At 61.2% G+C, this 11,412-nt stretch carries 12 protein-coding genes; 8 read left to right on the top strand and 4 right to left on the bottom strand.

Features of this window, described 5'->3' with window-relative positions; genetic code table 11:
* Window positions 1-39: 39 nt before the first annotated feature.
* The 3 genes from ASC97_RS13220 to hflX all read left to right on the top strand — a co-directional run bounded on the left by ASC97_RS13220 (window position 40) and on the right by hflX (window position 2,665).
* On the top strand, window positions 40-903 hold the full coding sequence (locus ASC97_RS13220; RefSeq protein ID WP_057468776.1) for a D-amino-acid transaminase: 864 nt from the start codon (window positions 40-42) through the stop codon (window positions 901-903).
* 110 nt (window positions 904-1,013) lie between these two features.
* Window positions 1,014-1,256: an RNA chaperone Hfq gene (hfq, locus tag ASC97_RS13215; protein ID WP_003539403.1), complete on the top strand. Its 243-nt coding sequence runs from the start codon at window positions 1,014-1,016 to the stop codon at window positions 1,254-1,256.
* 77 nt (window positions 1,257-1,333) lie between these two features.
* On the top strand, window positions 1,334-2,665 hold the full coding sequence (gene hflX, locus ASC97_RS13210; protein WP_057468775.1) for a GTPase HflX: 1,332 nt from the start codon (window positions 1,334-1,336) through the stop codon (window positions 2,663-2,665).
* A 91-nt stretch (window positions 2,666-2,756) separates the two neighbouring features.
* Here the strand turns inward: hflX and mazG are convergent, their stop codons facing one another.
* Together mazG and ASC97_RS13200 are read right to left on the bottom strand one after the other, a co-directional pair.
* Window positions 2,757-3,590, bottom strand: a complete 834-nt coding sequence (gene mazG, locus ASC97_RS13205) for a nucleoside triphosphate pyrophosphohydrolase (protein ID WP_057468774.1) — start codon at window positions 3,588-3,590, stop codon at window positions 2,757-2,759.
* Between the two features lie 6 nt (window positions 3,591-3,596).
* The gene (locus ASC97_RS13200; RefSeq protein WP_057468773.1) at window positions 3,597-4,184 is read right to left on the bottom strand and encodes a nucleoside deaminase; all 588 of its coding nucleotides are present in this window, start codon (window positions 4,182-4,184) and stop codon (window positions 3,597-3,599) included.
* 262 nt (window positions 4,185-4,446) lie between these two features.
* Here ASC97_RS13200 and cysG point away from each other — a divergent pair, with 262 nt between their 5' ends.
* From cysG to ASC97_RS13175, 5 genes are read left to right on the top strand one after another with little or no spacing between them, the layout of a single operon-like run.
* Window positions 4,447-5,883: a siroheme synthase CysG gene (gene cysG, locus ASC97_RS13195; RefSeq protein WP_057468772.1), complete on the top strand. Its 1,437-nt coding sequence runs from the start codon at window positions 4,447-4,449 to the stop codon at window positions 5,881-5,883.
* A 2-nt stretch (window positions 5,884-5,885) separates the two neighbouring features.
* Entirely contained in the window at window positions 5,886-6,200 is a 315-nt protein-coding gene (locus ASC97_RS13190) for a DUF2849 domain-containing protein (protein WP_057468771.1), read from the top strand.
* A gap of 8 nt (window positions 6,201-6,208) precedes the next feature.
* Window positions 6,209-7,879, top strand: a complete 1,671-nt coding sequence (locus ASC97_RS13185; RefSeq protein ID WP_057468770.1) for a nitrite/sulfite reductase — start codon at window positions 6,209-6,211, stop codon at window positions 7,877-7,879.
* Between the two features lie 10 nt (window positions 7,880-7,889).
* Window positions 7,890-8,402, top strand: a complete 513-nt coding sequence (locus ASC97_RS13180; protein ID WP_057468769.1) for a DUF934 domain-containing protein — start codon at window positions 7,890-7,892, stop codon at window positions 8,400-8,402.
* Window positions 8,403-8,438: 36 nt separating this feature from the next.
* Window positions 8,439-9,650, top strand: a complete 1,212-nt coding sequence (locus tag ASC97_RS13175) for a UbiH/UbiF family hydroxylase (protein ID WP_057468768.1) — start codon at window positions 8,439-8,441, stop codon at window positions 9,648-9,650.
* On the opposite strand, the gene ASC97_RS13170 is transcribed toward ASC97_RS13175, so the two are convergent.
* Window positions 9,630-10,580: an AEC family transporter gene (locus ASC97_RS13170; protein ID WP_057468767.1), complete on the bottom strand. Its 951-nt coding sequence runs from the start codon at window positions 10,578-10,580 to the stop codon at window positions 9,630-9,632. The two genes, ASC97_RS13175 and ASC97_RS13170, sit on opposite strands and share 21 nt — an antisense overlap.
* A gap of 45 nt (window positions 10,581-10,625) precedes the next feature.
* Complete coding sequence (locus ASC97_RS13165) at window positions 10,626-11,372, bottom strand: cytochrome c biogenesis CcdA family protein (protein WP_057468766.1); 747 nt, start codon at window positions 11,370-11,372, stop codon at window positions 10,626-10,628.
* Window positions 11,373-11,412 lie beyond the last annotated feature (40 nt).

The raw sequence follows: 11,412 nt of genomic DNA, 5'->3' as shown, positions 1-11,412 counted from the left end.
CTCTTCGTTCCACCGGAATTTTCGTGAATCAGGTTTTCCATGCCCAGAATTGCCTATGTGAACGGCCGCTACGTCAAGCATTCGAACGCCATGGTGCATATCGAGGATCGGGGCTATCAGTTCGCGGACGGCGTCTACGAGGTCTGCGAAATTAGACACGGCTATATCGTCGATCTGACGCGGCACCTGAACAGGCTGGACCGCTCGCTTGGAGAACTGCGCATCGCCTGGCCTATGACCCGCGCCGCCCTGACGTCGGTCATTCGCGAAACGCTGCGCCGTAACCGCGTTCGCAACGGGTTGTTCTACATGCAGGTAACCCGCGGCGTTGCCCGGCGCGATCATGTGTTCCCGGCGGAAGGCACGCGCCCATCTCTGGTGATCACTGCAAAGAGCACCGATCCGGCGATCATCGCAAAGAAGAATGCCAACGGCATCAAGGCGATCACCGTTCCAGACAACCGCTGGGACCGCGTTGATATCAAGTCCGTCGGGCTCCTCCCGAATGCTATGGCCCGCCAGCAGGCGAAGGAGGCGGGCGCCCAGGAAGCGATCTACGTCGATACGGACGGTATGGTGAAGGAGGGCGCCGCGACCAACGTCTGGATGGTCGATCGCGACGGAACCCTCGTCACGCGGCCGGCCGAGCATGGAATTCTGCGCGGCATCACGCGCAGTACGCTCGTGGATGTCGGCACTAAACTGGGGTTGAAGATTGAGGAGCGCAAATTCTCTGTTTCCGAGATGTTGGGTGCGCGTGAAGTCTTCATTACGGCGGCAACCAGCATCTGCTTCCCCGTCATTTCCGTCGACGGCCAGACGATCGCCAATGGGCATCCAGGCAGTATGTCCGCGAAAATTCGAGAAGCCTTTTTCGACGTTGCGGAAAAGATTGCGATTTGATACCAAGGCTTTCTGGGTGGCGGGGATGAGGGTTGTCGGCTGCCTGCAGGCGAGGTTGAATACTATTTCACCGGCGAGACCAAGCCGGCAATCAAGAAAGAATCGGCGCGATGGCGGAACGTTCTCAGAATTTGCAGGACTTATTTCTCAATACTGTTCGCAAACAAAAGATTTCACTGACAATTTTTCTTATCAACGGTGTCAAGCTGACGGGGGTCGTCACCTCCTTCGACAATTTCTGCGTTTTGCTTCGCCGTGACGGTCACTCGCAACTCGTGTATAAGCACGCGATCTCGACGATCATGCCCGGCCAGCCGATGCAGATGTTCGAGAGCGAAGAAGCCGCTTCCTAACAGGACAAGCCGTCATCTCGACACGCGATACCAAGAACGATTCGATCGTCCCGGAATCTGTAAAGCACCGGGATGACATGCGTGCGACCGTCATTGTGCCCGTGCTCAAGAAGGCCCGCGGCGGACGCAGTGCGTCCGATGGCCAGGCGACCGTCACACGGACACCCGAAAGCCGCCTCGAAGAGGCAATCGGCCTTGCACAGGCAATCGATCTCGACGTGGTGAATGGCCTCGTCGTGTCGGTCAACGATCCTCGCCCGGCGACGCTGATGGGCACCGGCAAGCTGGAAGAGATCAAGGCGTCGCTCGACGAGAACGATTCCGGCCTCGTCATCGTCGACCATCCGCTGACACCCGTCCAGCAGCGCAATCTCGAGAAGGAATGGAACGCCAAGGTCATCGACCGTACCGGCCTCATTCTGGAGATCTTCGGACGCCGCGCCTCCACCAAGGAAGGCACGCTGCAGGTCGATCTCGCGCATCTCAATTACCAGAAGGGCCGTCTGGTCCGCAGTTGGACCCATCTTGAACGCCAGCGCGGCGGTGGCGGCTTCATGGGTGGTCCGGGCGAAACCCAGATCGAAGCCGACCGTCGCATGCTGCAGGACCGCATCATCAAGCTCGAGCGCGAGCTTGAGCAGGTGGTGCGAACCCGCCAGCTACATCGTGCCAAGCGCAAGAAGGTGCCGCATCCGATCGTGGCGCTCGTCGGCTATACCAATGCCGGCAAGTCGACGCTGTTCAACCGCATCACTGGCGCCGGCGTACTTGCCGAAGACATGCTGTTTGCGACGCTGGACCCGACGCTGCGTCGCATGAAGCTGCCGCACGGCCGAACGGTCATTCTGTCGGACACGGTGGGATTCATCTCCGACCTGCCCACGCACCTTGTTGCCGCCTTCCGCGCGACGCTTGAAGAGGTGTTGGAGGCCGACCTCGTTCTGCACGTGCGCGATATGGCCGACGTCGACAATCAGGCACAGAGCGCCGACGTGCTGCGTATCCTCAAGGACCTCGGCATCGACGAGGCCGAGGGCGAAAAACGCATCATCGAGGTCTGGAACAAGATCGATCGCCTGGAACCGGAATTCCACGAGGCCCTTGTCCAGAAGGCGCAGGCAACTCCGAATGTCGTCGCATTGTCTGCCGTCACGGGCGAGGGCATCGACGGCTTGATGGACGAGATCAGCCGCAGGCTGTCTGGCGTGTTGACGGAAGCGACGGTGAGGTTGCCCGTGGACAAGCTGGCGCTGCTCCCCTGGCTTTACGATCACGCGATCATCGACAGCCGCGAGGACAACGAGGACGGATCGATCACGCTCGATCTGCGCCTGTCCGAAAGCGAGGCCGTCGAACTCGAGCGCCGCCTGGGCAACGGCCCGAAGGCACAGCGCGACGATTGGCAGTAGAGCAATTCCAGTAAAGCCGCGCAGCAGTTTTGCGCCTGGAATTGAAGATAAAGCGCTTTCGCAAGTCGGCGAAAAGGGAGCTCTCTAGCGCTCAGCCCAGTTGGCGTTCGATTGCCTTCGCTGCCTGCCAGATTTCTTCCATCCGCTCGAGCGTGGCCGCCTCCAGCGTTTCACCTTCTGCTTGAAGTGTCGTTTCGATGTGATTGAAACGACGTCTGAATTTTGTATTCGTTCCGCGCAACGCCTGTTCCGGATCGGCATTGACGTGCCGGCCGATATTGGCGACAGCGAAGATCAGGTCGCCGAGTTCGTCGCTGACCTTCTGCTGATCCCCTTCTTGCAACGCCACGCGGAGCTCGCCGATTTCCTCCTCGATCTTGTCGAGGATGGGTTCGGGCGCCGACCAGTCGAAGCCAACCTTTGCTGCTCGTTCCTGCAGCTTCAGCGCCTCGGTGAGGGCAGGAAAGCTCCGCTGCACCGAGCCGAGATAGCCCGCCTTGAAATCCTCGGAAATTCCGCGACTGGCCCGCCGCTCGATGCGTTCGCGTTTCTCCGCCTGCTTGATGTCGTCCCACTGCTTCTTCACCGCATCGGGCGTATCGGCGTCGGAGCGGGCGAAAACATGCGGATGGCGGCGGATCATCTTGGCGGTAATCGCCTCGACGACGTCGCCAAAGGAAAATTCGCCCGCTTCCTCGGCCATGCGCGCGTGGAAAACGACTTGCAGCAACAGGTCGCCAAGCTCGTCGCACAGGTCGTCCATGTCGTTGCGCTCGATCGCGTCGGAAACCTCGTAGGCCTCCTCGATCGTATAGGGCTTGATCGTCTCGAACGTCTGCACGATGTCCCACGGGCATCCGGTTTCCGGATTGCGCAGCGCCGCCATGATCTCGATCAGGCGTGAAATGTCCTTTGAAGGTTCCATGGTATCTCAGTTCAGCGGAATGTCGTTTTCGCCCTTCGACGACTGATAGGCGGTGGAGAGCGCGTCATAGCGCGCCTTGATCCGTGCGGTCTGGGTTTTTAGGTCGGCCTTGAGGCCATCCTTTTCGGTTTCCACGAGATCGGCGATGGCGAAGCTGTTCCAGAAGGCGTTGCTGCGTCGATAGCCGCCGGGCTCCAGCCCGAATACCTCCTTGAGGATCTTGAGATCGTGCGGGATTGCGAAGGCATCGCGCGAATCTTCGTGGCTGAAAAAATAATAGAAGTTATCGAAACCGGCCCAGGTGATCGCCGACATGCACATCGTGCAGGGCTCGTGCGTCGACAGAAAGATCAGGTCCGTCGTGGCGGGTTTTTCGCCGAGCTCATAAAAACGCTTCAGGGTGTGCACTTCGCCATGCCAGAGCGGGTTCTCCAGTTCGTTGTTGGTTTCTGCCACGACAAGCGACAGATCGGATTTGCGCAGGATGGCAGCGCCGAAGACCTTGTTGCCGAGGGCGACGCCACGCTCGGTCATCGGCAGGATATCGTGCTCCATGACATGGAGCAGGCGGGCGGCGATTGTGTTGTCGGGCATGACTTTCTCCTTGGTGAGCGCACTCTATCGTCAGCAACCGGCGAGGCAAATGCCGATTTCGGCCGTGGACCTGATTTGTCACAGGCTTTATATTGCGCTGCGGCAGATGCCGGTGTGTTCATGACGCCTCACCGGTGACTTTTGCTCAAATCACGGACAAGCCGAGTAAAAGAATACGCGCCCGTGCGGGCTTTCGAATTTCTGTTTCTTCATTTAGCTGGGCGGAGAGTGCATATTCCGGCAACTTCGAAATGGATTGACGATGCCTTCCAAGAGTGAACAGCTGTCGGTGTTTCCTGCTTTCTTCCGCGTTGAAGGCAAGGTTGCGGCCGTTTTCGGCAATGGCGATGAAGCCTTTGCAAAGGTGCGTCTGCTGCTGAACACGCAGGCGCGCGTCGTTGCATATGCCGACAAGCCGGAAGCGGACTATCATGCCTATCTGATCGCGAACCGCATTCAGTTGGTGCGGGCAGGCTTTGCCGCCGAGCAGGTGCGCGGAGCCGTCCTGGTCTTCGCCGCGACAGGAGATGACGCTCAGGATCGCGCGATTGTGGACGCTGCACGCGCCGAGCGCATTCCGGCCAACGCCGTCGATCAGCCCGACTATTGCGACTTCTTCACGCCGGCGCTCGTCAACCGCGCCCCAGTAGCCGTGGCGATTGGTACGGAAGGCGCTGGACCCGTGCTTGCCCAGATGATCCGCGCTCAGGTCGATCAGCTGCTCGCGCCGTCGCTTGGACGACTGGCGCAGCTTGCGACCAGCTACCGCAAGACGGTCGAGCATCGTGTGCCGAAGGGTGCCGCTCGCCGTCTATTCTGGCGCCGGTTCTTTTCCGGAGCGGTCGCCGACGCCGTTGCGAACGAAAACCTGCCGCAGGCAAAACGCGTCGCCGACGGCCTCCTGCAGTCCTTGGACAAGGTTCGCGGGCATGTCTGGCTCGTCGGCGCTGGCCCGGGTGCCGTGGATCTGCTGACGTTGCGCGCGCAGCGCGTGATGATGGAAGCAGACGTCATCGTCTTCGATGCGCTGGTGCCGCAGGAAATCGTCGACATGGGACGCCGCGATGCGGAACGCCTCTCCGTCGGCAAGCGCAAGGGCTGTCATTCCAAATCACAGGAAGAGATCAACGACCTGCTCGTTCACCTCGGTCGCCAAGGCAAGCGCGTCGTTCGCCTGAAATCCGGCGATCCGCTGGTCTATGGCCGCGCGGGCGAAGAAATGGCGGCTTTGCGCGTCGCGGGTATTTCCTACGAGGTCGTTCCCGGCATCACCTCCGCATTCGCGGCGGCTGCCGATTTCGAACTGCCTCTGACGCTGCGCGGTGTCGCATCCTCGCTGGTCTTTACGACAGGCCACGATCTCACCGGCGACGTATTGCCTGATTGGGCAAGCCTGGCCGTCTCGGGTGCGACGATTGCCGTCTACATGGGGCGCACCGTCGCGGCTTCGGTCGCCGAGCGCCTGATGCAGGCCGGCCTTCCCCCGGAGACTACGGTTGCCGTGATCGAGAACGCCAGCCGCGCGGATCGCCGGCTGCTGCACGGAATTCTGCGGGATCTCCCTGATCTGCAGCATCGTGACGAGTTGACCGGACCGGTTATGGTCATTATCGGCGATGCGGTCGCAGGTGCCAATTTCGAACTGTCCGAACCGCTGGTGCGTGAACGTGCGCGGGTCGAGGAATTTGCAAGGAGCTGAATATGGTAGACAAGGTTCTGACCGCCAACCGGCTGACGGATGGCATTGCCGTGTGGCTTGACGCCAACGGCGAATGGGTGGCCTCTCTGCAGGAAGCGCTCGTTGCTCGCCACGCAGAAGCAGTTACCGCACTGGAAGAAATCGGCAAGAAGTCCTATGCCGACAACAAGGTCGTTGACGTCAATGTCATCGAGGTTCAGGAAACCGAAGGGGTTCTTTGGCCGCTACGCCTTCGCGAGCGAATTCGCGCGCAGGGTCCGACCATGGAATATGCGCCCGGCTACAAGCCGGCCGATCCCGAATTCATCGCAGTCTGAGGAAGCAGATGTACCGTTACGACGAATTTGACCACGCTTTTGTCGCCGAGCGCGTCGAGCAGTTTCGCGACCAGGTCCAGCGCCGCCTCTCCGGCGAGCTTGCCGAGGACGCGTTCAAGCCGCTGCGCCTGATGAATGGCGTCTACCTGCAGCTCCATGCCTACATGCTGCGCATCGCCATCCCCTACGGCACGCTGAGTTCCAAACAGATGCGCATGCTCGCGCACGTGGCGCGCACCTATGACCGTGGTTACGGCCATTTTACGACGCGGCAGAACCTGCAGTTCAACTGGCCGAAGCTGTCGGACATGCCTGACGTGCTCGCCGAACTTGCAACCGTCGAGATGCATGCCATCCAGACCTCGGGCAACTGCATCAGAAACGTGACGGCCGACCATTTTGCAGGCGCTGCCGCCGACGAAGTCGCCGATCCGCGTCCCTATGCGGAAATTCTCCGCCAGTGGTCGTCGGTTCACCCGGAATTCTCGTTCCTGCCGCGCAAGTTCAAGATCGCCGTGACAGGCGCCGAGCGCGACCGTGCCGCGATCCAGGTTCACGATATCGGCCTGCACCTCAAGAAGAACGACAAGGGTGAGATCGGTTTTGCCGTTTACGTCGGCGGCGGCCAGGGCCGCACGCCGATGATCGCCAAGCTCATCCGCGACTTCCTGCCGGAAGAGGATCTGCTGTCCTACACGACTGCCGTCATGCGCGTGTACAACCTGCACGGACGCCGCGATAACAAATACAAGGCCCGCATCAAGATCCTGGTGCACGAAACCGGTGCCGAAGAACTGGCTCGACAGGTAGAGGTCGAGTTCGCTCAGCTCAAGGACACGGAACTCAAGCTTCCGGAAGCTGACGTACAGGCGATCAGCGCCTACTTCGCGCCGCCTTCTCTTCCCGAGCGCGCCGAGGGATGGGAAAACCTCGCCCGCTGGAAGAAGGCCGATGCGGACTTTGCCCGCTGGGTGCACCAGAACGTTCAGCCACACAAGAACCCCGACTACGGCATGGTGACCATTTCGCTGAAGCCGATCGGCGGCATTCCGGGCGATGCCTCGGACAGCCAGATGGACGCGGTTGCAGATATCGCCGAGGAATACGCCTTCGACGAAATCCGCGTCAGCCACGAGCAGAACCTGATCCTGCCGCACGTGGCGCTCGCCGACCTCGAAGCCGTCTATCGCGGTCTCGTGGCGATCGGCCTTGCCGAAGCCAATGCCGGCCTGATCACCGACATCATTGCCTGTCCCGGGCTCGACTACTGCGCGCTGGCCAATGCGCGTTCGATTCCGCTCGCGCAGGAAATCTCGACCCGCTTCGGCGCTGCCGAACGTCAGGCCGAGATCGGTGAGCTGAAGATCAAGATCTCCGGCTGCATCAACGCCTGCGGCCACCATCACGTGGGCCATATCGGGCTGCTCGGCGTCGAGAAGAAGGGTGCTGAGCTTTACCAGATCACGCTTGGCGGCTCCGGCGACGAGCACACCTCCATCGGTGAGATCATCGGTCGGGGATTCGAGCCGGACAAGGTGACGGACGCAATCGAAACCATCGTCGATACCTATCTGGGACTCCGTAAGGATCCATCGGAGATCTTCCTCGAAGCCTATCGCCGTGTCGGCCCGCAGCCGTTCAAGGACGCGCTCTACGGTTCGGCAGCGCAGGCGGCATAAGGAGAAGACGATGACCAAGATCTGGAGAGAAACCGGCTTCGTCGCAAACGATCCATGGGTGATCGAAACGGAGGAGCTGAAGGCGGGCGAGGGGCAGAAGCCTCTCCTCAGCCTCGACGAGCTGATCGCCAAGGCCGACGAGAGCAACGACGTCAACTTCGGGGTGCTGATCAAGCCGGCCGATGACGTCCGCAAGCTTGAGCCCTATCTGTACCGGCTAGAACTCGTGGCGGTCGCATTCCCGGCGTTCAACGACGGACGCGCCTTCAGCCATGCGTCGCTGCTGCGGGATCGCCTCGGCTATACCAACGAGCTGCGCGCCGTCGGCGATGTCCTGATCGACCAGGTGCCGCTGATGCTGCGAGTCGGCATCGACAGCTTCGCAGTCACCAACGAGACTGCGCTGAAGCGCCTTTCCGAGAAGCGCCTGCCGGGGATTCCGCATTATTATCAGCCTGCTGCCCGTGACGCGGACGTCGGCAAGAGCTATAGTTGGCGCCGTCAGGCGAAGCCGGCGGCATAGGGTCGGCTCGCCGTCATCAGTCGATGGAACGGTGCAATGAAGACTTTTGAAATAGCGGTGATCGGCGGCGGCCTTGCCGGCATGATCGCCGCAATTGCCCTGGCGCGCGGTGGACGCAACGTAGCACTCGTTGCGCCGCCGGCACCAAGGGAAGACCGGCGCACGACTGCGTTGATGGACCAGTCGATCCGCTTCCTCGACCGTCTCACACTTTGGGAGAAGCTGAGACCGTCGGCCGCCCCGCTCGCCACGATGCGGATCGTCGACGGCACGAATCGGCTGCTGCGGGCGCCACCGACGACCTTCCGCTCGGCGGAGGTCGGGCTTGATGCTTTCGGCTACAATTTTCCGAACAAGGCGCTGATGGAGGTACTGGAAGCCGCGATTGCCGCTGAAGGCAATATCACGCGCTTCAGTGCATTCGCGGAGGCGATTGAGATTGCCTCCGATGCGGTCTCGATCACGCTCGCCGACGGCGATGTGTTCGCTGCCGGCTTTGCCGTAGGTGCCGACGGCCGCCGGTCGAAGCTGCGGGAAACTGCCGGGATCGACGTTCGCACCTGGTCCTATCCGCAAACGGCGATGGTCCTGAATTTTGCCCACTCGCTACCGCACGAAAACGTCTCGACCGAATTCCATACCGAGAGCGGCCCGTTCACACAGGTGCCATTGCCCGGGAACCGATCGAGTCTCGTCTGGGTCCAGAACCCGTTGGACGCCGAGGCGCGCAACGAACTTTCGCTTGCCGAACTGAGCGATGTCGTCGAGGCGCGCATGCAGTCCATGCTCGGCAAGGTCGACGTCGAGGATGGCGTTCAGATCTGGCCGCTCTCCGGCATGATGGCCCACCGCTCCGGCAAGGGCCGCGCCGCGCTGATCGGCGAAGCAGCGCATGTCTTTCCGCCGATCGGCGCACAGGGACTGAACCTCAGCCTTCGCGACGTGATGGCGCTGACCGATATTCTCTGCACGCGTCCCGAACTGCCTGTCGCGGCAGATGCCGGAGACCAGTTCGACCGAAAGCGCCGTGCCGATATCATGACACGCACCGCGAGCGTGGATCTCCTCAACCGGTCGCTGCTGTCGGATTTCCTTCCCGTACAGGTGCTGCGCGCGGCCGGACTGCATATACTGTCGGCGTTCCCCCCGCTCCGCAGCGTCGTCATGCGCGAGGGGATCGAGCCCGGTCGCGGTTTACGCGATATTCCGGCTGCGATAAGGGAAAGCCTACGCCGGAAGAAAGCCTGATTTTATCGCGATCAGGAAAAGCGACACCGTCGCGACCGAGAGCAGCGTGGTGATCAGGATGGTCGCCGAGGCGCGTTCCTGCCAGACGCCGTATTGCTGGCCGATAACGAAAACATTCGTCGCCGTGGGCAGCGCGGCGAGGAGGACGGCGGCATAGACCCATACCGGCTCGAATCCGCCGACCGCCGTGAGCGCGAGATACACCACAACAGGGTGAATGATAAGCTTTGCCGGAACGATGTAGGCGATCTCCGCCGGAATCCGCTTCAGCGGGCGGAGCGCGAGCGTGACTCCCATCGCAAACAGCGCGCATGGCGCAGCCGCCTGAGCGAGATAGTCGACAAACCGCTGGAACGCGAGCGGCTGATCGATATGGAAGGCTGCCGCCGCGAAGCCCAGTGCCGTCGACAGAATGAATGGGTGGAGGGCCACTTTCCGGGCGATGTCGAAGACGAGTTGCCCGCGAGAGCGGCGGTCATCGCCCGCAGCCGCCATCAGCGCCGGTGCCATGATGAAGTGCAGCGCGTTTTCAAGGCAGACGATGAGGGCGACCGGGACTGCCGCATCCTCTCCAAGCGCCAGCAGCGCCAGACCTGGTCCCATGTAGCCGATATTGCCGTAGGCGCCGGCAAACGACTGGATCGTGCAGTCGGCCAGCGAATTGCCGCGGACCCATCGTCCGATCGCGAAGAGTACGATGAAGATCGAATAGGTGGCGGCCAGATCCGTTGCGATGAAATCGAGCCGCGTCAGGTCTTCGAATGGCGTGCGCGAGACCAGCTTGAAGAAAAGCGCGGGCAGGGCAGCGTAGATGATGAAGGTGTTCAACCATCCGAGCGCTTCTGCCGGCTGTTTTGTGGCCTTTGCCGCGATGTAGCCGATGAGGATCAGGCCGAAGAACGGCAAAAGAAGACTGACGATATCGGCCAAGTGCTATTCCAGTGGTGAAGATCGGCGGGGAAGGACGATATCCGCTTAGCCGATTTTCATCAGGATTGGAAAGGTCTGCTGGAACCAGATCGCGGCATCGCTGACAAATCCGAACATGAATGCGAGGCCCGTCAGGATCAGGAACCCCCCCATCACCTTCTCGACCGCACCGAGATGTCTCCGGAAGCGCGCAAGGAAGCCCATGAACGCACCCGAGAAGCCGGCTGCGATCCAGAACGGAATGGCAAGCCCGAGCGAATAGACGGCCAGGAGTCCGGCACCCGAGCCGACCGTCTCGCGCGAGGCGGCAACGCCGAGGATCGCGCCGAGAACGGGACCGATGCAGGGCGTCCAGCCGAAGGCGAAGGCAAGGCCCATGACATAAGCCCCGGTCAGCGTCGCCGGCTTTCCGCCTCGCTGGAAGCGGGCTTCACGCGCTAGCAGTCCGATTCGGAAGAGGCCCAGGAAGTTCAGGCCCATGATGATGATGATCAGGCCGCCGATCTTCGCCAGCAGATCGAGATGCTGGCGAAGCGCCATCCCGATGCTCGACGCACCGGCACCCAGCGCCACGAACACCGTGGCGAAGCCGAGCGTAAAGAAAAGCGCTGAAAACAGGATTCCACGACGAACGTCAGGTGCCACCGTGACGGCGCCGCCGCGGAACTGCTCGACGGAGACGCCCGCCATGTAGCAGAGATAGGGCGGTACCAGGGGTAGGACACACGGCGACAGAAACGAAAGCGCGCCGGCAAACAACGCGCTCAGCAAGGAAATATCAGCAATCGTCACTCGGTCATCTCCGGCGCAGGCAATATTGCGGCAAGTCCTA

It is taken from the genome of Rhizobium sp. Root1203 (genome assembly GCF_001424945.1).
GTDB lineage: Bacteria > Pseudomonadota > Alphaproteobacteria > Rhizobiales > Rhizobiaceae > Rhizobium.
This window is presented reverse-complemented; position numbering and strand designations above follow the sequence as displayed.

Bases quoted from the DNA above. Each gene is read 5' to 3' on its own strand.
- ASC97_RS13220 (WP_057468776.1), top strand. From the start codon at position 40: ATGCCCAGAATTGCCTATGTGAACGGCCGCTACGTCAAGCATTCGAAC.
- hfq (WP_003539403.1), top strand. From the start codon at position 1,014: ATGGCGGAACGTTCTCAGAATTTGCAGGACTTATTTCTCAATACTGTT.
- hflX (WP_057468775.1), top strand. From the start codon at position 1,334: ATGCGTGCGACCGTCATTGTGCCCGTGCTCAAGAAGGCCCGCGGCGGA.
- mazG (WP_057468774.1), bottom strand. From the start codon at position 3,590: ATGGAACCTTCAAAGGACATTTCACGCCTGATCGAGATCATGGCGGCG.
- ASC97_RS13200 (WP_057468773.1), bottom strand. From the start codon at position 4,184: ATGCCCGACAACACAATCGCCGCCCGCCTGCTCCATGTCATGGAGCAC.
- cysG (WP_057468772.1), top strand. From the start codon at position 4,447: ATGCCTTCCAAGAGTGAACAGCTGTCGGTGTTTCCTGCTTTCTTCCGC.
- ASC97_RS13190 (WP_057468771.1), top strand. From the start codon at position 5,886: ATGGTAGACAAGGTTCTGACCGCCAACCGGCTGACGGATGGCATTGCC.
- ASC97_RS13185 (WP_057468770.1), top strand. From the start codon at position 6,209: ATGTACCGTTACGACGAATTTGACCACGCTTTTGTCGCCGAGCGCGTC.
- ASC97_RS13180 (WP_057468769.1), top strand. From the start codon at position 7,890: ATGACCAAGATCTGGAGAGAAACCGGCTTCGTCGCAAACGATCCATGG.
- ASC97_RS13175 (WP_057468768.1), top strand. From the start codon at position 8,439: ATGAAGACTTTTGAAATAGCGGTGATCGGCGGCGGCCTTGCCGGCATG.